Genomic DNA, 25,665 nt, shown 5'->3' with positions numbered 1-25,665 from the left:
CGGACCGGGCTTGTTCAGGCGGCCGGGTTCTCGGCGAGGAGGGCGTGGCCGACCGGGGTGAGGGAGTAGAGGATGGTGGTGCCCCGCCGGGTCGCCGTGACGAGTCCGGCCTCCCGCAGGACCCGCAGGTGGTGGCTGGCCGCGGCCGGTGAGGCCGCGGCCCGGCGGGCCAGCTCGCCGGCCGAACAGCCGTCGGCCGCGGCCCGCAGGATGGCGGCCCGGCTCACGCCCAGCAGTCCGGCCAGCCGGTCCCGTCCGGGTTCCGGCGTGGGCCCGCTCCACCAGTCGGCGGTGCGGGCCACGGGATACACCAGCACGGGCGGCAGCCGCGGGTCGACCAGGGTGACCGGCCGGCGCCAGCAGAACACCGAGGGGATCAGGAGCAGTCCGCGGCCGCCCAGATGAAGGTCCCGGTCCAGCGGGTAGTCGGCCTCCAGCACCGGCGGACGCCAGCGCAGCAGCGGCCGGAAGCTGTTCAGGACGGCCTCGACGCCGCCCCGCATGAAGGCCCGGGCGCGCACCGACCGGTCGGCCTCCGCCTGCGTGGCCAGGCGGGCCCAGTGCGGCCGCAGGGCCGTGTCGTGATACGTGCGCAGCGCGGCGCCCAGGGCCCGTAGCGCCTCGGTGTCCCCGCGCACCAGGTCCGACGCGTGATCCGACAGCGGGCCCAGGGCCAGCAGTTCCCGGCGCAGCCGGCCGCGCGGTGTCCTCAGTACGGCCTCGATGCCCTCGGTCAGGCCCTGTTGGCCCTCCTGCGGGGTGAGGAAGTCCGGGAAGTCGCCGTGGGCGGGGGCCACCGTGCGCAGCAGACGGGGCATCCAGCCGGGCAGCGGGCGCAGTGCCTCACGTGCCTGGGCGCGCCACGGGTCGAACATGGCGGGCCCGTCCCGGTTGCCGAGCAGGTGGGTGCTGAGGACGACCTCCCACAACGGATCGGGCCCGGCGGCGATACGTGTGCGGGCCAGATCGTGACCCGAGAAATGCAGCCGCAGCACGCCGACTCCTCCCCTCGGCTTCCCTCCGCAATCTAGCCTTCCCGTTCCGGTACGGACCAGGCAACTTCCATGGAGATTGAAGGATGTGGCAGATCCGACTGACTTTGGGTCAGGATGTGCCCGCGCGGCAGGGCCGAGTTCGCCGACGAGGGGGCGGCGGTCTCGCGGGGGGAAGGGGCTCGGCCGGGGACGTCGCCGTGGGCGTCCCCGGCGCGTGGCCCGGCGGACGGGGAGCGGCGACGGGGTGATCCGTCAGCCGTGGTCCAGCCCCCGGTCCGCCGCCGCGGCCGAGCGCTGCCAGGACGTCGCCACCGGCTCCCACACCCGGATCGCGCCGCCCGCCCCGAGCCGCGCCGCCGCGAACACGCGGCCACGGTCAGCGTGTCCACCGCGCGGGCCCCGGGGTCGGCCGGCCCGGCGATCGTGCGGACGGCCGCGTACGCCGTCCGGCCCGGAGCCGGCCGGAACGTCCCGCCCGCCGTGGAGGCCAGGGGCAGCGCCGCGCCGTCCAGGCCGGCGAAGACGACCGTGCGGATCCGGTGCACGGCGCACACGGACCGGCCGTGGTCGGTCACGCTCACGCGCACGACCGCCGGATTCCCGGGCCGGGACACGGCCCGCGGCGTGAGGGCCCGCTCAGGGCACCCGCTGGGCCCGGCGACGGCCCGGCTCTGCGGTGCGGCCGGGATCGGGCCGAGGACGGCGGCGGCAGCGGACAGCAGGAGCGCGGCGGCCGGGACGGTGACGCCCTACGCGCGCGGAGTCGGCGGTGCATCTGCGGTGCTCCCTGGTCATGGGCATGTAGGGGTCGGCATGCGGGAGGCGGCACTTCCCCGTCCGGCAGGGACGAGCGGCGGGACGCCGTGACGGATCCGCGCTGTGGGGTCTCGCGCGGATCGTGTGCCCGGGTCAGTCGTCGTCGGCGCCGCAGGAGCTGCCGTCGGCCGGCAGGGAGCCGTACAGCAGGAACGCGTCGACCTTCCCGTGCACGCACTTCGACGACGTGTACCCGGTGTGCCCGTCGCCCTTGTTGTCGAGCACCACGGCCGACGGGCCCAGCCGCTTCGCCGTCTCCAGAGCCCAGCGGTACGGCGTCGCCGGGTCGCCGCGGGTGCCGACCAGGAGCATCTTCGGCGTGTCCACGTTCTTGACGTCGTCGCGGATGTAGTCCGTGCCCCTGGGGCGGCCGTAGCACATCAGCACCTGGGCGAGCCGGTACCTGCCGAACACGGGAGACGCCTGGTCGTACGCGCCGCGCAGCCGGTCGAGGTCCTTGGTGACCTGCGCGGCGGAGGGGCGGTCGGGATCGTCCGCGCAGTTGATCGCCACCAGTGCCGCCGACAGGTTGTCGACGGGGATGTCGGCCTGGTCGACGAGGCCGCCGTCGGGCCGGTGCCCGGAGGGCGGCTCACCGCTCTCGTGCCGCGCTCGGAGGCTCAGGCCGCCGGAGGAGAACCCCATGATCGCGTGCGGCTCGCCGTCCTCGACGAGTTCGGCCAGGGCCCGTTCCAGCAGGGGCCAGAGCTTCTTGCTGTAGAGCCCCGTGCCGAGCGCGCTCACGAGATCCTGGCCGGAGAACGGCGGCCCGAAGCCGGTCGGCGCCGGTTCCACGTCGAGCGAGCGGACCACCTGCACGATCTGTTCCCTGGCCTTGCGCGCGTCCTGCCCGAACGGACAGGAGAGGTCCTTCACGCACCAGCGGAGGAAGTCCTCCAGCGCGACCTGCTGACCCGCGGCCGCCGCCACCCCCTGCTCGGCCAGCGACTCGGTCAGGGTGTCCACCCCGTCGAGCGCCATCCGGCCCACCCGGTCCGGGAACTGCGCCGCGTACACCGCGCCCAGCCGGGTTCCGTAGGAGAACCCGAGGTAGTTGAGCTTCTTGTCGCCGAGGGCCTGGCGGATGACGTCCAGGTCCCGCGCGGAGTTCACCGTGCCTATGTGGGGCAGCACGGGCCCGGAGTAGCGGGCGCACGCCTGCGCCGCGCGTTGCAGCTGCCCGAGGGCGGCCTGGGGGTCCTCCAGACCGCTGGGTGTCTCCTTCGTGGCCGTCGGGGCATCCGGCCGGCCCGCACCGCAGCTGACGGGCGAGGACCGGCCGACGCCGCGGGGGTCGAAGGAGACCACGTCGTAGCCGTTCGTCAGGCCCATGAAGTCCTTGCCGCCGGAAGCCAGTTCGTCGACCCCGGAGCCGCCCGGGCCACCGAAGTTGAGCAGCACCGAACCGTGCGACTTCCCCGTCGTCCCGTAGCGGGCCAGGGCCAGGTCGAGCGCGCCGGAGGCGGGGCGCGCGTAGTCGAGGGGGACCGTGACCTTCCCGCACCGCAGATCCGCGGGGATGCCGTGCCCCGGACACGCCGACCAGGTGATCTTCTGGTGGTAGAACCGGGACAGGCCGTTCTCGACCCCGTCCGCGACCGCCGTCGGCAGCCCGGCACCCAGCAGGGCCAGCCCGACGGCCCCGACCAGCGCACGGCGCCGTACCGGGGGACGCGTGGACAGCTTTGCCGGCATCGGTGCCTCCAGGGCGCCCCACAACGGTCCGGGGCGCGTACTTCCGCTCACGATAGGCGGACCCCGGAATCCTCGCCTCCGGGCGAACAATCCTCTTTTCGCCCCCCTGCCGCCGTTGACGCCGGTATGACCGTATTGCAGCCAGTTCGAGTGTCGTGACGCTCGATGGGGTGAAGGGGCGATCAGCCATAACTCCGGTGGTTCGAGCCGCGTTCTACCCGGTGCGGGCGAGCGCCCGCGACGATGTCTGGAAGGCAGGGAAGCTATGAGACGGGTTACCCGAAACGGTGTGATCGCCGTAGCCGCCGCCTCCGGCGCGATGGCGGTCACGATTCCCGCTTACGCCGGTTCCGCGGCGGACGGTTCCGCGGCCGGTTCGCCGGGTGTGATCTCCGGCAACGCGATTCAGCTGCCGGTACACGTGCCGGTGAACGTGTGCGGCAACACGGTGAACGTGGTGGGGCTGCTGAACCCGGCCGCGGGCAACACCTGCGCGAACCGTGACTCCGCCGAGGCCGGGGCGGTCCGCGCCGGGGCCCCCGGTCGAACGGTGTCCGGCCGAGCGGCGTCGGGCCGAGCGGCGGCGCCCGGCGGGTCCGCGACGAAGGGCGGCGCTGTCGCGCACGGTGAGGCGGCGGATTCGCCCGGCCTCCTCTCCGGCAACGGCCTGGAGCTCCCCGTTCACCTGCCGGTGAACGTCAGCGGGAACGCCGTGACCGTGGTCGGCGCGGGCAACGCGTCCGTCGGCAACGTGTCCACGAACACCTCCGGGGAATCCCCTGCCGAGCCCGTGCGGCCCGTCACCCCGAAGCCGGTGGACCGGGTCATCCCGCCGGCGCCCGAGAAGCCGCGGGCCATGTCGTACGACTCCGGTGAAGGCTCCCTCGCCCACACGGGAGCGGACCAGGCGCTGCCCGCCCTGGCCGCCAGCGCCGCCCTGGTCCTGGGCGGAGCCGCCCTCTACCGGCGTAACCGGCCGGGCGCGGAGCGCTGACCGAACCGTTTCCCCCGGTTCGGCGTGCCCGGCGGAGGGCCTCACGGGCGGGGCCCTCCGTCAGGCGTCGCCGCGGTGGAAGCGCCGGTGCAGGGCGCGTACCTCCTCGACCAGCGCGTCCACCGGCCCGTCCACGGCCACCCCGGGAGCGATCTCGCCGACCGGCAGGCTCCGCACCGGCGGCGCGGGCACCCCCCATCCGCCGAGCCAGCCCGCCAGCTGCTCGGACGAGGCCACGTACACGATGCGCCCGAGGCCCACCCAGGCGTGCGCGGCCGCGCACATGGGGCAGTGCTCGCCGGACGTGTAGACGGTCGCCGCCGCCCGCTCCCCGACGGTCATCCGCGCCGCCGCCCAGCGGGCCAGCTCGAACTCCGGGTGCCGGGTACGGTCGCCGGAGGCCACCCGGTTGTGGTCCTCCGCCAGTACGGAGCCGTCCGCGCCCACCAGGACCGACCCGAACGGTTCGTCGCCCGCCGCCAGCGCCTCGGCGGCCAGTTCCACGCACCGCCGCAGATACGGCAGTTCGGCGTCCTTCACCATGGCGCACACCTCTCGTCGTCCGTCCCGTGATCCGGAGCCGCAGGCTACGTGCCGCGGGCGGCCCGCCGGGGCTCATCCGGGGACGGCGCGAGGGCGTGCCGGTCGTAAATGCGTTGAGGCGGCCGGTCCAGACTGCTGAAGTCGACCCATGAGTCACTTGGATCACGCGGCAGTACTCGCCCTCTACGACCGGGTCATGCGCGAAGGAGTCCGCCCCGACGGCCCCGACGCCCGCGTCGAGCACACCGGTCAGGTGGTCCGTCACGTCGCCTCCTCCGCGCAGGGCTGGAACGGCATCATCTGGTCGGCGCTGGACGCGGCGGGCGCGGACGCGGCGATCGCCGAGCAGATCGCGTACTTCACCGGGCTGGGCCGCGCCTTCGAGTGGAAGCTCTACGCCCACGACCTGCCGGCCGACCTCGGGCGGCGGCTCCTGGCGGCCGGGTTCACGCCCGAGCCGGAGGAGACGCTGGTGGTGGCCGAGACGGCGAGCCTGTCCCTCGACGCCGAGCCGCCCGCCGGAGTCCGCCTCCTCCCCGTCACCGACGCCTCGGGCGTCGACCTGATGGTCGAGGCGCACGAGAAGGCGTTCGGCACGGACGGCACCCGGCTGCGCCACCAATTGGTCGCCCGCCTGGGCGCCGACCCGGACTCCCTCGTGGCGGTGGTCGCCGTCGCCGGTGACGAGCCGGTGAGCTCGGCCCGCATGGAACTGGTCCCCGGCACGCCGTTCGCCGGACTGTGGGGCGGCGGCACCGTCGAGGCCTGGCGCGGCCAGGGCGTCTACCGCGCCCTGGTCGCCCACCGCGCCCGCATCGCCGCCGGCCTCGGCTACCGCTACCTCCAGGTCGACGCCTCCGCCGACAGCCGCCCCATCCTGGAACGCCTCGGCTTCACACCCCTGAGCACGACGACGCCGTACATGTACGCGCCGTAGCACCCGGACGCGCCGACGGGTCGGGGCGAGGCCTGTTCACGAACCGACCGGGTCGGGCCTCGCCGGTCGTCCGGTGACGACCGCCTCGCGCGGAGGGCGCGCCCGCGTCAGGGCCGAGCCGTCCCTCACCCGACGCTCGCGCGGAGGGGCGGCCGCGTCCGGGCCGCCGGCCGGTCGGGGCGGAGCCGGTGTCGTGACGCTCCGAGGCGATGCGCCCGGCCGCCGAGACCCGCCGGAGCGGCCTGGCCAGCGGCCGCGCCCCGACCGGCTGCCGCCGCCGGAACATGGCGCACCCCGCGGATACGGCCGTGCCGTCCCTCACCCGGCCGACTGCCGAGCCCGCCGGTCCGGACCAGGAGGGGGCACCGCCCCGACCGGCCCTCGCGCCCCGAGCCGTCGACGCACCGCGGCGCTGTGTGCGCGGAGGGCGGCCGGCCCCGGCCCGGCGGGGGCCGGACCGGGTGCGGGCCGCGCCCCGGCCGCCGAGGCCCGGGGTACGGGCGCGCACGCGGACATCGGGCCGCGGAGGCGCGCGCCGTGGTGCCGTGACGGTCAGGCCAGGTCGAACGTGTCCGCCAGGGCGTCGACCTGGGCCGTGAGCAGGGTGCCCCCGTCATGGCCCATGCCCTTGAACTGGCCGGACACCTCCAGGCCGATCGCCCCGTGCAGCTGTGCCCAGACGAGCACCCCACCGGCCAGCGCGACCCCCTCGTCCCCGGCGGGCACCGCGCCGCGGGCCCACTCGCCGACCGCCGCGTCCTGCTCCGCCCACACCGACATCTGCGCCACGACGGGGCGCACCGCAGCCGACGGCCGGGCCCCGGCGAAGGCCGGCAGGAACGGGCCGAGCACCGCCCGCGCGCTGTCCAGCGTGTCCGGGGGCGCGGTGTAGCCGGGCACCGGGGTTCCCTCGATCAGCAGATAGCGGTGCGGCTGGGCCACCGCCCACTTACGGCAGACGTCCGCGAGTGTCTGGAGCCGGGCGCGGGCCCCGCCGCCCTCGGCGAGGGTGCCCGCGGCCTCGGCGACGGCCGTGGCCAGGTCCGCGTAGGCGTCGCGGATCAGGTCCGTCAGCAGCGCGTCGCGGCTGTCGAAGTACCGGTAGAGGGCGGGCCCCGACAGCCCGACCTCCTTGGCGATGCGGGTCAGGGCCACCGCCCCGGTCCCGCCCTCGGCGAGCTGCCGCAGGGCGATCTCCTTGATCTCCGCGCGCGTCTGCTCGCGATAGCGCGCCCTCGGGCTCTGCCCCGTGCCGGTCACGGCGACTCCTCTCTCCTGTGCGCGACACACCCTAACGAAGGCCGGGATGCCCCACACTTGCTAGCCATCATCACAACAGTTACAGTCTCTAACTGTAGCGACTGGCCATCAGGGCCGGAAGCCGAGAACCACGGACCGAGGAGATCGCCATGTCTGCTGTCACCGACGTGAACCGGAACCAGGGGCAGGACCTGCACGCCGTCCTCGGCGCCGGTCCCGCCGGCACCACGCTCGCCGGCGAACTGGTCCGCCGGGGCCACGCCGTACGCCTCGTCGACCGCAAGGGCGAGGGCCCGGCGCTCGACGGCGTGGAGCGGTTCGCCGCCGACGTGAGCACCGCCGAGGGGGCGCGGGCGGCCGTGGCCGGCGCCGCGGTCGTGTACCACTGCGTGAACGTCGCCTATCACCTCCAGGTGGAGGTGATGCCCCGTATCCAGGAGGCCGTCCTGAGCGCCGTCGAGGCGTCCGGCGCGCGGCTGGTCGTGCTGGACACGCTCTACCCGTACGGCGAGACCGGGGGAGCGGTCATGACGGAGGACTCCCCGTGGCGGGCCACGAGCCGCAAGGGCCGGATGCGCGCCGAGCTCGACGAGAAGTACCTCGACGCGCACCGTGAGGGACGCGCCAGGGTGGTCCTGGGCCGGTCCGCCGACTTCGTCGGCCCGGGCGTGCTCAACTCCTCGCTGGGCGCCGCGGTGTTCCCCGGCGCGCTCACCGGCGGACAGGTGATGGCCTTCGGGGACATCGACCTGCCGCACAGCTACACGAACATCGCGGACGTGGCCGCGGGCCTGGCCACCCTCGGCGCGCACCCGGAGGGCGACGGCCGGGTCTGGCACCTGCCGACCGCGCCCGCCGTCACCACACGGGAGATACACGCCATGATCGAGAAGCGGGTGGGCGCCACGCTGGACCTCGCGATCCTCGAAGAGGCCCGCCCCGTCGGCCCGTTCGACGAGCAGTTCATGGCCGAGTACGCGGAGATGTTCTACCAGCACACGGAGCCGCAGATCATGGACTCCACCGCCTTCGAGGAGGCCTTCGGCGTCACCGCGACACCGCTCCCGCAGACCGTCGACACGACGGTGGCCTGGTACGGCGAGTGGCTCGCGGCCAGGTGAGGACCGTGCCCCGGCGGCTCACAGATCGTGCTGGTACTCCACCGACCTGTGCGTGGGGACGTAACCGAGCGCGTCGTTGACCGCGAGCATGGGCGCGTTGTCGTCCGCCGTGTCGGTGAGCAGCCCGCCCAGTCCTGGATGCCGCTCGCGCGCCCGGCGGATCGACTCCGCCTTCATCCACCGGGCGAGGCCGTGGCCGCGGTGCTCCGGCAGCACCGCCGTGCCGTAGTGCTGTCCGTCGCCCAGGCCGTCGCCGGGCACGACCAGTTCGCTGAAGCCGACGACGCGGCCGTCCGCCGTGTCCACCGCGGCGACGGTGTGCAGCAGATCGCCGCGCCGGGCGACCGCCTCGGCGGCCGCGACCACCCGGTCCACGTCCCAGACGACCGTGCCGTAGTCGGTGTCCTGCGTCGGCATGTCGTCCATGGCGCGCCGCGAGTCGGCGTACGTCCGCGCCAGCTCGGCCGGCACGGTGCCGTCCCACGCCGTCAGCCGGTAGCCCGGGTGGGGGCGGCCGACGAGCGCGTCGAGCGCGGCGGGGTCGGCGTCGGCCAGCGGCAGCCGGGCGTACGTCAGGGACAGCACCGGCCGGAAGCCCCGCGCGGCCAGGAACAGGTCGGCGGGGCAGCCCTGCCGGGCCTGGGAGAGCACCGCCCGCCGGCCCTCCGACCGCGCCGCGGCCAGGGCCGCGTCCAGCAGGAGGGTGCCGACGCCCGTCCGCCGCTGCGCACGGTGCACCGCGAGCTCCAGCTCGGCCAGGTGCTCCTGTCCGGCCCGGGTGAACAGCCGCAGGAACGCGGATCCGACCGGCTCCCCGTCCCCCTCGGAGGCCAGCCAGGCCAGGCGGCGGCTGGACGGCCCGGGTTCGGGGTCGGTGAGCGGGGTGATGCGCGGGAACAAGGCGGCTCCGTCACGGTGGGCGCGGTGGGCGGGTCGAGCCGCAGCAGCCAACTGCAACACGACCGCCGTCCGCAACGGGATTTACGGCGGCCCGGGCCGGGAGGGGCCGGTCCGCGACGCACCGCCCCGGCGGGAGGCGAGGCGTGGCAAGGGGCGGCCCCCGGTGCGGGGGCCGCCCCTTCGTGTCTCCCCGGGGAGACCGCCGTGGCTCTCGCGGGCTACCGCGGCGTGGCGCCGGTCGCGCCCCGCCTCACCTCCGGGCCCGGGACCGGTCCAGCGCGGCCACGCCCAGTGCGGCGAGGCCGATCTGGATGAGCCACTCGATCCAGTCGACGCCGTCGGTGTCGGCCACGTCGAACGCGGCGGCTATCGCCGCTCCGACGAACGCGGCCAGAATGCCGACGCCGATCGTCCACAGGATGCCGATGCGCTGACGCCCCGGAACGACGAGCCGTCCCAGCACACCGATGATGATGCCGATGATGATGGCACTGACGATGCCGGAGATCTCCATTTCCGCCCCTCTGTGTCGGACCCTCGCTGCACTGCATCTGCCCGCTGGAGCCTGGTGCAGTCCCTTCCGGTTGTCGCCCGTTCTCCATGGCTCACGCACAGATTCGCCATGTGCCCTCGATCGCGCCACGCGTGTAGCCCCCCCATGTCCGTTCTACGCGCGAAGACTTGGCACACGCACCCGCGATGTCCCCACCCTTCACGGAGGTTCGACGGAGGGGCTCCCCCCCCTCGGACGCCGTTCGCCTCGGACGTCGCTCGTCGTCGTCGACATGGCGCTGATGGTGAGCTGGCATCCCGGGGCCCGGCCCGCGCCGGGCCCCGTCCGGTCACGGCGCCGGGACGGTCCGCTCCGGTGTGTTCCAGCCGGAGATCCGTACCCGCGGCGCGGAGCCGTGCAGATCGGCCGTGCGATAGGTGGCGGTCAGTGTCATCGACTCACCGGGCCAGAGGCTCACGTCGTTGTCCGACCACCGCACCGGCAGGACCGGCCGGCCCGCCGCGTCCACGAGATGGACATCGGTCATCAGCGACGGGGTCTTCGCGCTCCCCGTGGCCCGCACGGTCACCGTCGTGGTCGACAGGTCGCCCGAGGACCGTGTCGACGCGGTGGCCGACACCGGCGCCTGCGCCATCGAGGCGAGCCCCTTCAGGTCCGCGTAGGCGGTCGTCGGTGTGTAGTACCAGTCGGTGCGGGCCCAGTCGAGGGTGTCCGGCCTGGTGGAGAGCCAGTACACATTCCGGCTCAGCTCGGTGCCGGCCGAGTCGGTCAGGACCAGGCGGGCCAGGTACGTGGCGGGCAGTCCGTCCACCGACGACGGCAGCGTCAGTGCGGTGGTGTGCGCGCCGTCGCCGTCGACCGCCACGTCCTCGACCGTCGTGTCGTACCTCTGCGTGCCGTCGGGGTCGAAGAGCGTGGCCCGCACGGTGAGTCCCTCGGCGGGGGCGTGCCGGTTGTCCACGACGACCACCGAGCGGTCGTCGTACGAGTACTGGACGTGCAGCGGCTCGTTCGCCTTCTTCGCGCCGAAGTAGGCGCCGCCCTGGTCGAGGTAACGATCCATCAGTTGCCAGTGCAGGGACGTCCATCCGCTGTTGAACATCCAGTAGATCACTCCGGTGGACGGCTTCGCGGAGTCGGTGGAGTTGCGCCCGTAGGCCTCGAACTGGGCGCGCACCGCCTCGTACTGGGCGAGCTGCGCCTTGCGCACATAGTCGGTGAGGCTGCTCGGGGCGCCGTAGCGGCCGGTGAGGGCGTTGTCGTAGAGCTTGAGCGTGCCGAAGGTGGCGGACGGGGAGCGGTGGTACTGCCTGGCGTCCGGGTTCTTCCAGAGGGTGTCCAGCTCGGCGGGGGTCATCATCCGGCGCAGGGTGTCCAGGGTGGGGATGTCGGGGCCCGCGCTGGTCTCGGAGTTGAAGCCGGTGGCGCCGCCTTCCCGCTTGGCGTACCAGTAGTGCGGCGGGATCCAGTCGTAGGGCCCGGTCATCTTCATGCCGGAACTCCCCGACCGTGGCGCGGACTTGTCGGAGGCGGCGGCGATCACGGGGGTCGGCCAGTCGGCGGCCGCCAGGGCGTCCAGGTAGTTCTTCTCGATCGTGGCGTCGGGCGCGAAGTCGCTGCCGATCAGGAAGGAGATGACGCTCGGGTGGTCGCGCAGCCGGGCCGCCTCGGCGGCCATCGAGGCCTTGGCGACGGGGTAGTCGGCGGAGGCCCACTTCTCGCCGTTCTCGGTCCCGTTGACCTGCCCCTCCCACTTGTCGCAGCACTCCCACCCCGGCAGGGTGAGGACGCCGAGCCGGTCGGCGAGGTCGAAGAACTCGTCCGGCTCGATGTGACCCTCCAGCCGGATGGTGTTGAGGCCGAGGTCGAGGGCGTACTTCAGGCGGTCCTCGACGTAGGTGGAGTCCCAGCGCAGGAACTCGTCCGGTGACCAGCCGCCGCCCTTGATCAGCAGTTTGCGGCCGTTGATCCGGTACTGGCGGGCGCCGTCGGAGTTCAGCGTCGCCTGGACGTCGCGGATGCCGAAGCTCTCGTGCGTGCCGTCCGACACCGTGCCCGCGACGGAAGCGGTCAGGTCCAGGTCGTACAGGGGCTGTTCGCCCATGGCCGCCGGCCACCAGATCCTCGGCGCCGTCAGCCGGAGGCCGGGCACGTCGGCGGGGGTGAAGGTGACGGTCCTCGTCTCGTGGGCGGCGAGTGTGACGGTCCTGCTGAAGGACGTCTCGCCGATGCGGCCGGCGACCTCGGCCGTGACGGCTTCGGCGGAGTCGTTGCGGGCCCGCGCCTTCACCGTCAGGTCGGCCGACGCCAGCGACGGCACGGCGGGCTTCGTCACCACGTGCGCGTCGCGCAGCGCGACCGGGCCGCCGCGGCGGACCAGGACGTCACGCACGATGCCCATGTTCTGGTCGGGCGGCGGCTGGAGCCAGTCGAGCCAGCCCATGGTCAGCATCCTGCTCGGTTCGTTGGGCCGGACGCGGAGGGCGACCGTGTTCGTGCCCGCCCGGATGAGGGAGGTGACGTCCAGTTCGTGGTGGGTGTAGGCGCCGGTGACGTCCGCGGCCCCGGCCACCCGCCGACCGTTGACGTACACGTCCGCCGCCGAGATCACCCCGCTGAAGTCGAGGTACGTGCGCTGCCGGAGGTCGGCGACCGTGAAGTCGGAGCGGTACCACCACGGGACCTGGAAGTCGGCCTTCGGGATCTTCTGCTGGTTGGTCGAGTAGAACGGGTCGGCGTACACGCCGTCGGCGAGCAGGGCTGCCAGGACGGTGGAACGGGGCCCGGCGGGGTGCCAGCCGGTCGCCGGGTAGCCGGGGGAGGAGACGGCCGCCGGTGTGTCGCCCACCTTCGCCGTCGACTGGATCGCCCAGCCGGAGAGCGGGGTGGCGGTGCCCGCGGCGGCCGGGACGCGGGTGGCGCGGGACGACCCGGGCGGCGGCACCGGAGGCCGGGCCCCGGCCCATGCGCCCGGGTCGAGCGAGCAGACCAGGGCCAGAGCCACGGCGGACGTGGCGAGGCGGTGGCGGGCGGCGGGGCGAGGGAACACGGCGGTCTCCAGCCTCGTAAAGTCAGGAAGCCTAGTAAAGTTAGGAAACTTTACTAACTCGGCTCAAGCTAGGACGCCGGGTGGGGTGTGTCAATGACCACCGCCCGTGGGCGGACGTGTTCGCGCCACCAGGGCCCACACGGTTCACGCCGTGGCGGACGACCTGCGCTCGAACACCGTGTCACGCGCCGTCCCCAGTGCCGTCGCCACCGCGCCGAGCAGCACCGCGTCCTCGCCCAGCCGGCTCGGGGATATCTTCGGGCGCAACGGCGTGAGCGTGCGCAGATGGTCCCGGACCGGACCCAGCAGCAGGTCCACGCTGTGGCCGACGCCCCCGCCGAGCACCACCAGGTCCGGGTCGAGCACGGCGGCCGCCGCCGCCACCGTGTGCGCGATCCGCTCGGCCTCCTGCTGCACCGCCCGCCGCGCGGCCGGGTTGCCGTGCCGCGCCGCGTCGAACACCGCTTTCGCGGTGAGCTGCCCGCTCATCCCGAACCCGCGTGCCGCCTCCACGACGGCCTCCCCCGACACCGCGTCCTCCAGCCGTTCCGGCTCGCGCCGCCCCGGCCAGGGCAGGAACCCGATCTCACCGGCGAGCCCGTGCGCGCCGGTGAACAGCCGTCCCTCGCTGACGACCCCCATGCCCAGACCGGTGCCGATCAGGATGTACGCGAACAGCCGGCTGCCCGCCCCGACCCCGTAGGTGTACTCGCCCAGCGCGGCCAGGTTGGCGTCGTTGTGCAGCTCCAGCGGAACGCCCAGGTCCGCGCGCAGCCGGTCCAGCAGTCCGGCGCGTCCCCAGCCCGGCAGATGCATCGCGTACCGCACCCGGCGCTGCTTCTCGTCGTACACCCCGGGTGTGCCCACCACCCCGTGCACCACGTCGGCCGGTTCCACGCCGGAGTTGGCCACCACCTGCCGGGCGGCGGAGACGATCAGGTCCGCCAGGGCGCCGGAACCGCGGGCCCGGTTGCGCACGTCGGCGCGGGCGACCAGCGTGCCGTCCAGGTCGGCGACGGCCACCCGCAGCCAGCCGCGCCCGACGTCCACGCCCAGCGCGTACCCGGCGGCCGGGTCGGGGGCGTAGAGCACCGCCGTACGGCCGCGCTCGGGAGCGTGGGTGCCGACCTCGCGGACCAGCCCCGCGCTCCTCAGCGAGGCGAGCGCGCTGGACACGGTCGGTTTGGAGAGCCCGGTCTCGCGGGCCAGCTGGGCGCGTGACGCGGCGCCGAGGCCGCGCAGCCGGTCGAGGAGGAGCCGCTCGTTCGTGCTGCGCAGGCGTTGCCGGTTCCAGGGCTCCGGCCGCTCTACGGCTCGCTCTACGGCGTCACTTGCGGACATCGGACCATTCTCGTTCATTCCCCGCGCATACTTGACGTCTCTAGTAAGTCTCCTTAACTATATCGGCCACTCGGCCACTCGGTCCCGCCGGGCGAGCACCTGTCCCTGTCGCGCGTCAGGAGTCCCCATGTCCGGTAGCCCGCCACCCTCGGGTGGCTTCGTCCGCCGCGTCGGCCTGTTCCAGGCCACCGCCATCAACATGAGCCAGATGTGCGGCATCGGTCCGTTCGTGACGATCCCCTTGATGGTCGCCGCGTTCGGCGGTCCGCAGGCCGCCATCGGCTTCGTCGCGGGCGCCGTGCTGGCACTGTGCGACGGACTCGTCTGGGCCGAACTGGGCGCCGCCATGCCCGGTTCCGGCGGCAGCTACGTCTATCTGCGGCAGGCCTTCCAGTACCGCACCGGGCGGCTGATGCCGTTCCTGTTCGTGTGGACGGCGATGCTCTTCATCCCGCTGATCATGTCCACAGGCGTGGTCGGCTTCGTCCAGTACCTCGGCTATCTGGCGCCCGACCTGGGGCAGACCGCCGGCGATGTGATCGGCCTCGGGATCATCGCCCTGGTGGTGCTCCTGCTCTGGCGCGGCATCGAGCACATCGCCCGCATCACCGCCGTGATGTGGACCGTGATGATCGCCTCGGTCCTGCTGGTGATCGTCGCGGCGGCCACCGACTTCAGCCCGCACCTCGCCTTCACCTACCCCGCGCACGCCTTCGACCTCACGAGCGACCACTTCTGGCTCGGCTTCGCCGCGGGCCTGACCATCGGCATCTACGACTACCTCGGCTACAACACCACCGCCTACATGGGCGCCGAGATCAAGGATCCCGGCCGTACGCTGCCGCGCTCCATCCTCTTCTCGATCCTCGGCATCATGGCGATCTACCTGCTGCTCCAGATCGGCACGCTCGGTGTCATCGACTGGCACCGGATGACGGACCCGCAGGACATCGCCTCCACCTCGGTGGCGTCGGCGGTGCTGGAGGAGACCTGGGGCAAGGGTGCCGCGGACACGGTGACCGTACTGATCCTGATCACGGCCTTCGCCTCGGTGTTCACCGGCCTACTCGGCGGCTCGCGGGTGCCCTACGACGCCGCCCGCGACCGGGTGTTCTTCCGGCCGTACGGGACGTTGCACCCCCGGCACCGGTTCCCCATGCTGGGCCTGGCCACGATGGGCGTGATCACCGCGATCGGCTTCCTGATCGGCCGCCACACCGACCTGGCGACCCTGATCCAGCTCCTGACCACGGTGATGGTGATCGTCCAGGCGCTCGCCCAGATCGTCGCGCTGACGGTCCTGCGCAGGCGCCGGCCGACCCTGCGCCGCCCGTACCGCATGTGGCTCTACCCGCTGCCGAGCATCGTGGCCTTCATCGGCTGGTGCGTGATCTACGGCTACGCCGACAGGAACTCCCCGGGCCGCCATCCCATCGAATGGTCCCTGGCCTGGGTCGGCCTCGGCTGCGTGGCGTTCCTGCTCTGGGCGCGGCTGGAGAAGGTGTGGCCGTTCGGTGAGAGGGAGATCGTCGAGGAGTACGCCACGACGCCCGCGCCGGAGGGAGAGCCCGCCGGCACCTGAGCGGACGGCCCCTCGGCACGCCGCTCACGCGCCCCTCTGGGTGGCGAGCGCCTTCCTCGCGGCGTGGATCGCCGCCCCCGCGCCCCCCAGCTCACCGTTCCGGCACACCGCGCGCCCGGAGCCGCCCACGCGGCACCCGGGCGCGCGGTGCCGTGTCGCGGTGCCTATCGACATGCAGGTGAACACCTGCGCTTGACATGCAGGCATGTACCTGCATAACGTCGAGTGTGCGATCAGACGACGACTCCGCGACGGACAAGGTCTTCAAAGCGCTGGCCGACGGCACGCGCCGACGGCTGCTGGACCGGCTGCACGAGGACAACGGGCAGACACTGGGTGAGCTGTGCGCGCACATCGCCATGGCCCGGCAGTCCGTGACCCAGCATCTGTCCGTCCTGGAGGCCGCCAACCTGGTCGCCACCGTGCGGCGGGGGCGGGAGAAGCTGCACTACCTCAATCCGGTCCCGCTCCAGGAGATCCAGGAGCGGTGGATCGACAAGTTCGAGCGCCCGCGACTGCGCGTGCTCGGCGCCGTGAAGCGACAAGCCGAGGAAGCCATGACCGACAAGCCCCGATTCGTCTACGTCACCTACATCGCGAGCACGCCCGAGAAGGTCTGGGACGCGCTCACCGACGCCGACCTGACCGCCTCCTACTGGGGGCACGCCAACGTCTCGGACTGGCGGCCCGGCTCCCGCTGGGAGCACGTCCGCACCGACGGCTCCGGCGTCGCCGACGTGGTCGGCACCGTGGTGAGCAGCGAACGCCCGACCCGGCTGGTGACCACCTGGGCGGCACCGGAGGGCGAGGGGAGTGAGGACGAGTGCTCCAGGGTCACCTTCGACATCCAGCCGCACGAGGACATCGTCCGGCTCACCGTCACCCACGAGGACCTGTCGGGCGAAGGTGAACTCGCCGACGTGTCCACGGGCTGGCCGGCGGTGCTGTCGAACCTCAAGTCACTTCTGGAGACGGGCGGTCCGCTGCCGCAGGAACCGTGGCTGGTGCCCCACGACTGAGCGGGCACGGGCGGGCCGGCCCGCGGCGCGCGGACCGGCCGGCCTCTCGACTCGCCTCCTGCGATAGTTGCGAGACTTTTATGGCCTGTGAGCGTTCCTTGCCGTCTTTGCCGTCCTGGCCGCCGTGACCGCGCACACCAGTCCGAGGATCAGCGCCAGGGCGCCGATGACGATGTTGTTCGCTATGACGCCGGCGTCGGGGTTCCTGCCGACGATCCATGGCGAGATGATCATCCACACGCCCAGGGCGCACATGGCCCAGCTGAGCCCGTACATCCGTGCCGGAGCGGCGGTGAACCCGAGGGCCAGCAGGCCGATCGCGATGCCCATGATCAGGTTGTGGGCCACGAGTGCGGGCTGGCTCGTCGTGTAGTGGAGTATCCACGGGGATACGGCGCAGTACAGACCGAGCAGGAACACCGGTCCGTCCACGAGCGCCACATCACGACCGCCGAGCATGCGGGCGTAACGCTCCCGCATCTCGGATACGTCGGGGTGAGTGGATATGTCACCTCTGGTGGGCGAGACGTTGGCCATGACTCGTCTCCTTCGGATAGCAGGCCCGGCCGCGTCTGATGCGGTTGCGGTAAGTGCCGTGTCTGTCCATTCTGCCCTTATTTCTCCCTTATGTGTAGGGGGGTGGCGAGACCGATGGGGTGGCCGTGCGTCACGCGACCGCCGCTGCCCCTGTGCGACCGCCGCTCCCCACCTGTCCCGCCGCGCGAACACCGACCAATCCACTCCCGTCCCAGCCACGGATTACGAGGGACAGCCCCTGGTGAGACGGGGCGGGAGAGAAGGCGGTGGCACGACATGCCGGAGGGTTCCGGGGGCGCGGCGCGAGACGGACGGCGGCGGACCGCCGTCGTGGGCAGCGGGGTGGCCGGCCTGACCGCCGCCCATGTGCTCGCCCGCACCGACCACGTCACCCTGTACGAGGCCGACGACAGGCTCGGCGGACACGCCCACACCCACCGGCTGACCGCAGCCGACGGCCGGGTCCACCACGTCGACTCCGGCTTCATCGTGCACAACCGCCGCACCTACCCGAACCTCCTGCGCCTCTTCGGCGAACTCGGCGTCGCCACCCAGGAGTCGGAGATGAGCCTGTCCGTACGCTGCGAGGGCTGCGGCCTCGAGTACGCCGGGGCCCGCGGGCCGGCCGGACTGCTCGCGCAGCCCCGCAACGCCCTGCGCGGTGCCTACCTGCGGATGCTCGCCGAGGTCCCGGCCTTCCACCGGGCGGCGCGCCGACAGCTCCGCCGGGACGCCGACGACACGCTGACGCTCGGCGAGTTCCTGGACCGTGAGGGCTTCTCGCCGTACTTCCGCGCGCACTTCATGGCGCCACTGGTCTCGGCCGTGTGGTCCTGCGACGCCGCCACCGCCCAACGCTACCCGGCGGCCTACCTGTTCCGTTTCCTCGCGCACCACGGCATGCTCTCGATCGGCGGCTCGCCGGTGTGGCGCACGGTCACCGGAGGCTCCCGCACCTATGTCGAGCGCGTCGCCGAACGGCTCGACGAGGTGCGCACCTCGGCGCCGGTCCGCTCGCTGCGCCGGCACGCCGACGGGGCCGAGATCACCGGCCACGACGGCACCACCGAGTCGTACGACGCCGTCGTCGTCGCCGTGCACCCCGACCAGGCGCTGCGACTGCTGGCCGACGCCACCCCGCCGGAGAAGGAGATCCTCGGCGCGTTCCGCTACAGCCGCAACACCACCCTCCTGCACACGGACACCACGCTCCTGCCGCGGGCCCGTGGCGCCCGCGCGTCCTGGAACCACCTGCTCCCCTCCTGCACCGCCGGCGCCGACCGGGTCCGGGTCAGTTACGACATGAACCGGCTCCAACGCCTCGACGCGGCCGAGACGTTCGTCGTCACCCTCGGCGGCGAGGACCGGGTCGATCCCGGCCGGGTACTGGCCCGCATGGTCTACGAACACCCCGTCTACACACCCGAGTCGGTCGCCGCCCAGCGACGGCTCCCGGAGCTGGGCACGGCCGTCACCGCGTACGCGGGCGCCTACCACGGCTGGGGGTTCCACGAGGACGGCTGCCGCTCCGGCGTGCGGGCCGCCGAGACACTCGGGGTGCGCTGGTGACTCCCGTACCCGCCCTGTACCCGTGCGTCATCACCCATGTGCGCACGGCACCCACCCGGTACGCGCTGCGGCACCGCACGTACATGTGGCTCGTCGACATCGACCACCTGCCCGAACTCCCGCGTACGCTCAGCCTGTTGGCGCGATTCGACCCGCGCGACCACTTCACCGGCGACGGGCGCTCCGTCCGGGCGGGCCTCGAGGAGTTCCTGGCCGCGCGCGGGGTGCGACCGCCGGGCGGCCCGGTGCTGATGCTCACGCACGCCCGCGTCCTCGGCCATGTCTTCAACCCGCTGACCCTCTACTGGTGCCACGACCCCGACGGCGTCCCGCGCCACGTCGTCGCCGAGGTCCACAACACCTACGGCCAACGGCACTGCTACCTGCTGCGCCCGGATCCGTCGGGGACCGCGCACGTCGACAAGGAGTTCTACGTCTCGCCGTTCTTCCCCGTCGACGGCCGTTACCGCATGCGGCTGCCGGCGCCGGACCGGCGGCTCGACCTCACCGTGCACCTGGAGCGGGACGGCGGCCGTCCCTTCACGGCCACCGTGCGCGGCGCCCGGCGCGCGGTCACGCGTACGGAAGTACTGCGCCAGGCCCTGCGCCACCCGTGGTCCACCGCCGTCGTGTCCGCCGCCATCCGGCTGCACGGCATCCGCCTGTTCCTGCGGGGACTCCCCGTCCAGCCCCGTCCCGCGCACCCGTCCACCCCGACCCGCACCACCGAAGAGAGCGTGAAATGACGACAGTCGAGCCCCGTCCCGCCGCCGCGCGGCGCGCCGTACGCTCGGGCCCCGCCGGCGTCGACCCGGCCCGCTGGCCCGACGTGGCGGCGCCGCCGGACGCCTCGTGGCCGCGTACGGCCGTCGCCGCGGCGGTCGTGCGCCGGGCCCTGGACCGGCTGCCGCTGCGGGTGCGGTACGGCGACGGGACCGAGGCCGGCCGGGGCGGACCGCTGCTCGAGATCCACGACCCCCGCGCGTTCCACGGCCGGATCGGTGCCAGGGGCCTGATCGGCTTCGGGGAGTCGTACCTGGCCGGTGAGTGGGACGCCCCCGACCTGGTGGGCGCCCTCACCGTGCTCGCCGCCCACGCGGCCGGCCTGGTCCCCGCCCCGCTCCAGCGGCTGCGCGGACTGTGGGCGCTGCGGCAGCCGGGCAGCCGGCGCAACACGCCCGACGGCGCCCGCGGCAACATCAGTCACCACTACGACCTGTCCAACGACCTGTTCGCCCTCTTCCTCGACGACACCCTCAGCTATTCCTCGGCCGTCTTCCGCGGGTTCCCGGCCCGCTGGGAGGGCCTCGCCGCCGCCCAGCACCGCAAGATCGACCGACTGCTTGACCTCGCCGAAGTGGGCCGGGGCACACGGCTGTTGGAGATCGGCACCGGCTGGGGCGAACTCGCGATCCGGGCCGCCGCGCGCGGCGCGCACGTCACCTCGCTGACCCTCTCCGCCGAACAGCGCGACCTGGCGCTGGACCGCGTCCGCGACGCCGGGCTCGCGGACCGGGTCGCGGTCGAGCTGTGCGACTACCGCGAGGCCCGCGGCACTTACGACGCCATCGTCAGCGTCGAGATGATCGAAGCCGTCGGCGAGGAGTTCTGGCCGGTCTACTTCCGCACCCTCGACGAGCGGCTGGCCCCCGGCGGACGCGCCGTCCTCCAGGCCATCACCATGCCGCACGACCGCATGCTGGCCTCCCGCAACACCTACACCTGGATCCAGAAGTACGTCTTCCCCGGCGGCCTGCTGCCCTCCGTCGAAGCCGTCGAACAGACCGTCCGCGACCACACCCGGCTCACCGTCACCCGGCGCGACGCCTTCGGGGCCCACTACGCCGAGACCCTGCGCCTGTGGCGGCAGCGGTTCGCCGCGCACACGGACGAGATCGACGCCCTCGGCTTCGACGCGACGTTCCGCCGGATGTGGACCTTCTACCTGGCCTACTCCGAGGCCGGATTCCGCTCCGGCTACCTCGACGTACAGCAGTACCTGTGCACGAAGGAGGACTCGGCCCGATGAACACCCCGCGCACCGCGCGCGCCGCACGCACCACCCGGACCGGTGCCGCGCACCGGCTCGCCGCACTCGTCGAGGACGCGCTCGGCGGCCCGCTGCCGGTACGGCTGCGCGCCTGGGACGGCAGCGAGACCGGACCGGCCGACGGCCCCACCGTCGTCGTACGCTCCCGGCGCGCCCTGCGCCGACTGCTGTGGCAGCCCGGCGAACTCGGCGTCGCCCAGGCGTACGTCACCGGCGAACTGGACGTGGACGGCGATCTCGCCCAAGGCCTGCGCGTCCTGTGGGCCGCCGTACGGGAGCAGGGACTGCACGCGCCGCGGCCCACGCTCGGTGACCGGGCCCGCGCGCTCGGCACGGCGCTGCGGCTCGGCGCCGTCGGCCCGCGCCCGGCGGACCCGGCGTCGCAGGCGCGGCTGCGCGGCGGCCTGCACAGCAAGGCCCGCGACCGGGCCGCCATCAGCCACCACTACGACCTGTCCAACGACTTCTACCGCCTGCTCCTCGACGACACCATGGCCTACTCGTGCGGCTACTGGCCGAGCGAGGAGCCCGGCGGCACCGCCGAGCGGTCGCAGCACGCCAAACTCGAGCTGATCTGCCGCAAGCTCGGCCTGGTGCCCGGCGCACGGCTGCTGGACATCGGCTGCGGCTGGGGCTCCCTCAGCCTGTACGCGGCCGAGGAGCACAAGGCGCAGGTCACCGCCGTCACCCTGGCCCGGGAGCAGGCCGCCCATGTGCGCGAGCAGGTGCGCGCACGCGGCCTGGAGCACCGGGTGGACGTGGTCTGCCAGGACTACCGGGACATCAGCGGCGGTGCCTACGACGCCGTCGCCACCGTAGAGATGGGCGAGCACGTCGGTGACGCCGAGTACCCGGCGTTCGCGGCTTCCCTGCACCGGCTGGCACGGCCGGGTGGCCGGGTGCTGGTGCAGCAGATGTCGCGGGGCGGCGTCGCGCCCGGCGGCGGCGCGTTCATCGAGGCGTACATCGCGCCCGACATGCACATGCGGCCGCTCGGCGAGACCGTCTCGCTGCTGGAGCGGTCCGGGCTGGAGGTGCGTTCCGTGGAGTCGTTGCGCGAGCACTACGTCCGCACCGTGGCGGCCTGGCACCGCACGCTGGAGGACCGCTGGGGCGACGTCGTCGCGCTCGTCGGCGAGGAGACGGCGCGGGTGTGGCGGCTGTACCTGGTCGGCGGCGCGCTCGCCTTCGAGCAGGGCCGGATGGGCGTCGACCAGATCCTCGGCGTGCGGCCCACCGCCGACGGCCTGAGCGGCATGCCCGCGACACCGGCGGGGTGGTACGCGGGACTGGACCGGCCGTGAACGGGTTCGCGTGGGGCGCCTTCGCTCTCAACCTGCTGTGGGCGGCCCTCGCCGCGCTCGCCGTCATGCTGGTCACCTTCGCCGTCGCCGTACGCCGGGGCCTGCACCGGATCGTGGACATCGCCTGGGGTGCCGGCTTCACCGCGGTCGCCCTCGTCGGCTGCGTGGCCTCGGCGGGCGAGGGCGACACCGGTCGGCGGGTCCTGGTGACCGTCCTGACGTCCGTCTGGGGGCTGCGTCTCGCCGTGCACATCGCCCGGCGCGGGCGCGGTCACGGGGAGGACCCGCGCTACGAGGCGATGCTCGCGAAGGCCCCCGGCAACCGTGACCTGTACGCCCTGCGCATGGTGTACCTGCTCCAGGGCGCCCTGGTGTGGCTGGTCTCGCTGCCGGTCCAGGCCGCGCCGTACGTGCGGGCCGAGATGTCGGGTCTCGCCTGGGCGGGCACGGCGCTGTGGGCGGTGGGCCTGTTCTTCGAAGCGGTCGGGGACGCCCAACTGGCCCGGTTCAAGGCCGATCCCGCCAACCGGGGCAGGATCATGGACCGGGGCCTGTGGCGCTACACCCGGCACCCCAACTACTTCGGCGACTTCTGCGTCTGGTGGGGCCTGTACCTGATCGTGTGCGACTCCGGCGCGGCGGCCGCGGTGTCGATCGTGTCGCCGGTGGTGATGAGCTTCCTGCTGCTGAAGGGGAGCGGAAAGTCCCTGCTGGAACGGCACATGGAGAAACGCCCCGGCTACGCCCGCTACATCGCCCGCACCAGCGGCTTCTTCCCGTGGCCACCCCGCGGCTGACGCCCGTGTCCGTGTCGGGGTGGCCGCCGGCCCTGCCACGCGCACGACCGTCCTGATGCGCCCGTCGCCGGGCGGTGACGCCCGGCGATGTGTGCGGCCCGGCGGTGGTCAGGCGCTCGCGCCCAGGCAGTCGCGCATGCGGATGAGTGCGTCGCGCAGGCGCGTTTTGACCGTGCCGAGCGGGAGCGCGAGGTCTTCCGCGACCTGGCGGCACGTCAGGCCGCGGTAGTACGCCAGTGTGACGGCCTGCCGTTGGATCTCCGTCAGCGCGTCCAGGCAGCGCCGTACCTGTTCCCGTTCGAGTCGCGCCTCCACCTGCTCGGTCACCTCGTCGTACGGGGGCATCCGGTCGAGCAGAGCCGCCCGGTGCTCCCGCGCGGAGGCTGCCTCGGCCGACCGGACCCGGTCCACCGCCCTGCGATGGGCGAGGGTGAGGATCCAGTTGACGGCGGTCCCGCGGTCGGGCCGGTACCGGGGAGCGGTGCGCCAGACCTCGACCAGCACCTCCTGAGCGACCTCCTCCGACTGCGCCGGGTCGCGCAGCACGCCGCGCGCGACGCCGAGCACGGGACTCACCACGGCGTCGTAGAGCGTGGCGAAGGCGTCCTCGTCGCCCACGGCCACCTTGCTCAGCAGCTCCTCCAGGTCGGTCCGCGACGAGGGATTCCTGCCGATGTACACGGCTTCTTTCACGGGGGAGTCCTTCGGGGGTGCGAGGGGTGCGAGCGTCCCGGGCGAGCTCCGGGCGGAACCCGCGGCTCGACCCGGCTGGACACATCGGGCGAATCAGGCGCACTGTTTGTGCATCGAAAATTCGTGCGAGTGCATGGTCCGTTCTTCCTCGCTCTCCGCTCAGGCGCACATCTCCTGCCGCAGGCAGCTGTGCAACCGGTGCAGCCCACGGCGCGCGTGGCTCTTCACCGTGCCCAGGGGGAGCCCGGTGCGCTCGGCGATCTGGGTCTGGGTCAGGTCCTCGTAGAAGGTCAGGCGCAGCACCCGCTGCTGGGGTGCCGGGAGCTGGGCCAGCTCCTCGTGGACGCGCACCCGGTCGAGGACGGCCTCGGGGCACTGCGTCGCCGGGTCGCGGAGCGCGAGCGCGTACCCGGCCGAGGAGAGGAGGTCGGCGCGACGGGTGCGCGCGGCCAGCGCGTCGGCGATCTTGCGCCGGGTGATGCCGACGATCCAGCCCGCGATCGTGCCGCGCTCCGGCCGGTAGCCGAGGCGGCCGTGCCAGACCCCGAGGAACACCTGCTGGGTGACGTCCTCCGCCTCCCGCGCGTCCCCCAGGGAGCGCCGGGCGAGCGTGTGCACCAGAGCCGACCAGCGATGGTAGGCGGCGGCCAGACAGTCCTCGTCGCCCGCCACCAGACCCCGTGCCAGCTCCTCGTCAGACAGCGACTCCTGCGCCGGGGCCCACAGCGCGACGACGGAGGGTGAAGCGCTCGGCTGCGGACTCATGACGGAGACTCCTCGCGTCGTACGGACCGGTCCACGCCACCGTCGGCGAGCCCCGGTGCCGTCATGGTGCGAGCAGGAGGGCGAAACGCTCAATGTGCATCGGTTCTGCATCGTATAGTCGGCCTCATGGGTGAATCGCCGGAGGAGCTCGCCGCCGCCACGGGCCTGACCACCGGTGCGGTGGCACGTCGGCTGGGGGTGTCACCCACCACGCTGCGCTCCTGGGACCGCAGGTACGGCATCGGTCCCGCGGTCCGTTCCGACGGCCGCCACCGGCGCTGGACCGGGCAGGACGTGGCGATGCTGGAGACGATGTGCCGGCTGACCTCGGCCGGGGTACCGCCCGCCGAGGCGGCCCGGGTCGCGAAGGCGCAGTCGGACGACGTCCCGCCCGATGCCGACGACACCGCACTCGCGGTCGGCGCCCCCGTCGCGCCGAGACCGGCGGGCCGTGCGCGGCCGGCCGGCCCGCTGCCGCTCGGCGACGTGCGCCAGGAGTGCCGCGGCATCGCCCGCGCCGCCGTCCGCCTCGACGCCCCGGCCGTGCGCGAGCAACTGTCCGCGGCCGTCGAGGAGCACGGGCTGACGGTCGCCTGGCAGGAGGTGATGGTGCCGACACTGCACGCGGTCGGACGCAAGTGGGCCTCGTCCGGGGACCGTTACGTCGAGGTCGAACACCTGCTGTCCTGGCAGGTGTCCGGCACGCTGCACCGGCACACCCGGCCCCAGCCGCGGCGCGGCGAGGCCGCCGCCGCCCCCGGGCCGGTCGTCCTGGCCTGCGTCCCCGGCGAACAGCACACGCTGCCGCTGGAGGCGCTCAACGCCGGACTGAGCGAAGCCGGCCTCCCCACCCGGATGTTCGGGGCGGCCGTGCCCGCCGAGGCGCTCATGGCCGCGGTCGACCGGCTGGGCCCCGCGGCCGTCGTGCTGTGGGCGCAGGCACGTTCCTCGGCGACCCTGCCGCTGGCCCAGCATGTCGCCGCCGCCCAGTGGGGCGTGAAGGGCGCGCGCAGGCAGCCGCTGGTGATGCTCGCCGGTCCCGGCTGGCTCGGACGGCGCACCACCCACGGCATGGTGCGGCCGAACTCCCTCAAGGACGCGGTGGATCTGCTGGCGGGTCTGTACGGGACGTACGGCGGATAGCCGGCCGGCACCCCCCGCGCTCACCGGCTGGCACCCCCCGC

At 73.3% G+C, this 25,665-nt stretch carries 22 protein-coding genes; 11 read left to right on the top strand and 11 right to left on the bottom strand.

Features of this window, described 5'->3' with window-relative positions; translation table 11 throughout:
* Positions 1-14: 14 nt before the first annotated feature.
* Positions 15-995 carry an ArsR/SmtB family transcription factor gene (locus ACWCQK_RS14595; RefSeq protein WP_451155465.1) on the bottom strand — a complete coding sequence of 327 codons (981 nt, stop codon included), beginning with the start codon at positions 993-995 and terminating at the stop codon, positions 15-17.
* Positions 996-1,904: 909 nt separating this feature from the next.
* Positions 1,905-3,506, bottom strand: a complete 1,602-nt coding sequence (locus ACWCQK_RS14590; RefSeq protein WP_451155464.1) for an alpha/beta hydrolase — start codon at positions 3,504-3,506, stop codon at positions 1,905-1,907.
* A gap of 265 nt (positions 3,507-3,771) precedes the next feature.
* Between ACWCQK_RS14590 and ACWCQK_RS14585 the strand changes: the two genes are divergently transcribed.
* Positions 3,772-4,500: a chaplin gene (locus ACWCQK_RS14585; RefSeq protein ID WP_451155463.1), complete on the top strand. Its 729-nt coding sequence runs from the start codon at positions 3,772-3,774 to the stop codon at positions 4,498-4,500.
* 60 nt (positions 4,501-4,560) lie between these two features.
* On the opposite strand, the gene ACWCQK_RS14580 is transcribed toward ACWCQK_RS14585, so the two are convergent.
* Positions 4,561-5,043 carry a nucleoside deaminase gene (locus tag ACWCQK_RS14580; protein ID WP_451155462.1) on the bottom strand — a complete coding sequence of 161 codons (483 nt, stop codon included), beginning with the start codon at positions 5,041-5,043 and terminating at the stop codon, positions 4,561-4,563.
* A 157-nt stretch (positions 5,044-5,200) separates the two neighbouring features.
* Between ACWCQK_RS14580 and ACWCQK_RS14575 the strand changes: the two genes are divergently transcribed.
* Positions 5,201-5,980, top strand: coding sequence for a GNAT family N-acetyltransferase (locus ACWCQK_RS14575; protein WP_451155701.1), 780 nt, complete (start codon positions 5,201-5,203; stop codon positions 5,978-5,980).
* Positions 5,981-6,532: 552 nt separating this feature from the next.
* On the opposite strand, the gene ACWCQK_RS14570 is transcribed toward ACWCQK_RS14575, so the two are convergent.
* Positions 6,533-7,240, bottom strand: a complete 708-nt coding sequence (locus ACWCQK_RS14570; protein ID WP_451155461.1) for a TetR/AcrR family transcriptional regulator — start codon at positions 7,238-7,240, stop codon at positions 6,533-6,535.
* A 149-nt stretch (positions 7,241-7,389) separates the two neighbouring features.
* Between ACWCQK_RS14570 and ACWCQK_RS14565 the strand changes: the two genes are divergently transcribed.
* Entirely contained in the window at positions 7,390-8,361 is a 972-nt protein-coding gene (locus tag ACWCQK_RS14565; protein WP_451155460.1) for an NAD-dependent epimerase/dehydratase family protein, read from the top strand.
* Between the two features lie 18 nt (positions 8,362-8,379).
* Here ACWCQK_RS14565 and ACWCQK_RS14560 read toward each other — a convergent pair whose 3' ends face one another.
* From ACWCQK_RS14560 to ACWCQK_RS14545, 4 genes are all read right to left on the bottom strand, one after another.
* Positions 8,380-9,261: a GNAT family N-acetyltransferase gene (locus ACWCQK_RS14560; protein WP_451155459.1), complete on the bottom strand. Its 882-nt coding sequence runs from the start codon at positions 9,259-9,261 to the stop codon at positions 8,380-8,382.
* 250 nt (positions 9,262-9,511) lie between these two features.
* Entirely contained in the window at positions 9,512-9,775 is a 264-nt protein-coding gene (locus tag ACWCQK_RS14555) for a GlsB/YeaQ/YmgE family stress response membrane protein (protein ID WP_385779065.1), read from the bottom strand.
* Between the two features lie 328 nt (positions 9,776-10,103).
* On the bottom strand, positions 10,104-12,824 hold the full coding sequence (locus tag ACWCQK_RS14550) for a glycoside hydrolase family 2 protein (RefSeq protein WP_451155458.1): 2,721 nt from the start codon (positions 12,822-12,824) through the stop codon (positions 10,104-10,106).
* Positions 12,825-12,968: 144 nt separating this feature from the next.
* Positions 12,969-14,165, bottom strand: coding sequence for an ROK family transcriptional regulator (locus tag ACWCQK_RS14545; RefSeq protein ID WP_451155457.1), 1,197 nt, complete (start codon positions 14,163-14,165; stop codon positions 12,969-12,971).
* 127 nt (positions 14,166-14,292) lie between these two features.
* Between ACWCQK_RS14545 and ACWCQK_RS14540 the strand changes: the two genes are divergently transcribed.
* Positions 14,293-15,747 carry an APC family permease gene (locus ACWCQK_RS14540; protein ID WP_451155456.1) on the top strand — a complete coding sequence of 485 codons (1,455 nt, stop codon included), beginning with the start codon at positions 14,293-14,295 and terminating at the stop codon, positions 15,745-15,747.
* Between the two features lie 227 nt (positions 15,748-15,974).
* The gene (locus tag ACWCQK_RS14535) at positions 15,975-16,766 is read left to right on the top strand and encodes an ArsR/SmtB family transcription factor (protein ID WP_451155455.1); all 792 of its coding nucleotides are present in this window, start codon (positions 15,975-15,977) and stop codon (positions 16,764-16,766) included.
* 78 nt (positions 16,767-16,844) lie between these two features.
* Here the strand turns inward: ACWCQK_RS14535 and ACWCQK_RS14530 are convergent, their stop codons facing one another.
* The gene (locus ACWCQK_RS14530; protein WP_451155454.1) at positions 16,845-17,303 is read right to left on the bottom strand and encodes an SPW repeat protein; all 459 of its coding nucleotides are present in this window, start codon (positions 17,301-17,303) and stop codon (positions 16,845-16,847) included.
* Between the two features lie 276 nt (positions 17,304-17,579).
* Here ACWCQK_RS14530 and ACWCQK_RS14525 point away from each other — a divergent pair, with 276 nt between their 5' ends.
* From ACWCQK_RS14525 to ACWCQK_RS14505, 5 genes are read left to right on the top strand one after another with little or no spacing between them, the layout of a single operon-like run.
* Positions 17,580-18,872 (top strand): NAD(P)/FAD-dependent oxidoreductase, encoded by a 1,293-nt coding sequence (locus ACWCQK_RS14525; RefSeq protein ID WP_451155453.1) that lies wholly within the window; start codon positions 17,580-17,582, stop codon positions 18,870-18,872.
* Positions 18,869-19,618, top strand: coding sequence for a DUF1365 domain-containing protein (locus ACWCQK_RS14520; RefSeq protein WP_451155452.1), 750 nt, complete (start codon positions 18,869-18,871; stop codon positions 19,616-19,618). Before ACWCQK_RS14525 ends, ACWCQK_RS14520 begins: the two co-directional genes overlap by 4 nt.
* Positions 19,615-20,901: a class I SAM-dependent methyltransferase gene (locus tag ACWCQK_RS14515; RefSeq protein WP_451155451.1), complete on the top strand. Its 1,287-nt coding sequence runs from the start codon at positions 19,615-19,617 to the stop codon at positions 20,899-20,901. Before ACWCQK_RS14520 ends, ACWCQK_RS14515 begins: the two co-directional genes overlap by 4 nt.
* Positions 20,898-22,226, top strand: coding sequence for a class I SAM-dependent methyltransferase (locus ACWCQK_RS14510; protein ID WP_451155450.1), 1,329 nt, complete (start codon positions 20,898-20,900; stop codon positions 22,224-22,226). Before ACWCQK_RS14515 ends, ACWCQK_RS14510 begins: the two co-directional genes overlap by 4 nt.
* Complete coding sequence (locus tag ACWCQK_RS14505; RefSeq protein ID WP_451155449.1) at positions 22,223-23,023, top strand: DUF1295 domain-containing protein; 801 nt, start codon at positions 22,223-22,225, stop codon at positions 23,021-23,023. The genes ACWCQK_RS14510 and ACWCQK_RS14505 overlap by 4 nt, the downstream gene beginning before the upstream one ends.
* 108 nt (positions 23,024-23,131) lie before the next feature.
* On the opposite strand, the gene ACWCQK_RS14500 is transcribed toward ACWCQK_RS14505, so the two are convergent.
* Positions 23,132-23,716 (bottom strand): sigma-70 family RNA polymerase sigma factor, encoded by a 585-nt coding sequence (locus tag ACWCQK_RS14500; RefSeq protein ID WP_451155448.1) that lies wholly within the window; start codon positions 23,714-23,716, stop codon positions 23,132-23,134.
* 159 nt (positions 23,717-23,875) lie between these two features.
* Positions 23,876-24,481 carry a sigma-70 family RNA polymerase sigma factor gene (locus ACWCQK_RS14495; protein WP_451155447.1) on the bottom strand — a complete coding sequence of 202 codons (606 nt, stop codon included), beginning with the start codon at positions 24,479-24,481 and terminating at the stop codon, positions 23,876-23,878.
* A 126-nt stretch (positions 24,482-24,607) separates the two neighbouring features.
* Between ACWCQK_RS14495 and ACWCQK_RS14490 the strand changes: the two genes are divergently transcribed.
* A complete protein-coding gene (locus ACWCQK_RS14490) occupies positions 24,608-25,624 on the top strand; it encodes a MerR family transcriptional regulator (protein ID WP_451155446.1) in 1,017 nt (338 codons plus the stop codon).
* Positions 25,625-25,665: the final 41 nt, after the last annotated feature.

This window comes from Streptomyces sp. NPDC002306 (assembly GCF_053593435.1).
The sequence above is the reverse complement of the archived record's forward strand: the minus strand, read 5'-3'. Positions and strand labels throughout refer to the sequence as shown.

Excerpts from the sequence above, each read along its gene's own strand:
- ACWCQK_RS14515 (WP_451155451.1), top strand. The coding sequence starts at position 19,615 with ATGACGACAGTCGAGCCCCGTCCCGCCGCCGCGCGGCGCGCCGTACGC.
- ACWCQK_RS14495 (WP_451155447.1), bottom strand. The coding sequence starts at position 24,481 with ATGAGTCCGCAGCCGAGCGCTTCACCCTCCGTCGTCGCGCTGTGGGCC.
- ACWCQK_RS14545 (WP_451155457.1), bottom strand. The coding sequence starts at position 14,165 with ATGTCCGCAAGTGACGCCGTAGAGCGAGCCGTAGAGCGGCCGGAGCCC.
- ACWCQK_RS14510 (WP_451155450.1), top strand. The coding sequence starts at position 20,898 with ATGAACACCCCGCGCACCGCGCGCGCCGCACGCACCACCCGGACCGGT.
- ACWCQK_RS14590 (WP_451155464.1), bottom strand. The coding sequence starts at position 3,506 with ATGCCGGCAAAGCTGTCCACGCGTCCCCCGGTACGGCGCCGTGCGCTG.
- ACWCQK_RS14540 (WP_451155456.1), top strand. The coding sequence starts at position 14,293 with ATGTCCGGTAGCCCGCCACCCTCGGGTGGCTTCGTCCGCCGCGTCGGC.
- ACWCQK_RS14580 (WP_451155462.1), bottom strand. The coding sequence starts at position 5,043 with ATGGTGAAGGACGCCGAACTGCCGTATCTGCGGCGGTGCGTGGAACTG.
- ACWCQK_RS14555 (WP_385779065.1), bottom strand. The coding sequence starts at position 9,775 with ATGGAGATCTCCGGCATCGTCAGTGCCATCATCATCGGCATCATCATC.
- ACWCQK_RS14565 (WP_451155460.1), top strand. The coding sequence starts at position 7,390 with ATGTCTGCTGTCACCGACGTGAACCGGAACCAGGGGCAGGACCTGCAC.
- ACWCQK_RS14525 (WP_451155453.1), top strand. The coding sequence starts at position 17,580 with ATGCCGGAGGGTTCCGGGGGCGCGGCGCGAGACGGACGGCGGCGGACC.
- ACWCQK_RS14585 (WP_451155463.1), top strand. The coding sequence starts at position 3,772 with ATGAGACGGGTTACCCGAAACGGTGTGATCGCCGTAGCCGCCGCCTCC.
- ACWCQK_RS14530 (WP_451155454.1), bottom strand. The coding sequence starts at position 17,303 with ATGGCCAACGTCTCGCCCACCAGAGGTGACATATCCACTCACCCCGAC.
- ACWCQK_RS14490 (WP_451155446.1), top strand. The coding sequence starts at position 24,608 with ATGGGTGAATCGCCGGAGGAGCTCGCCGCCGCCACGGGCCTGACCACC.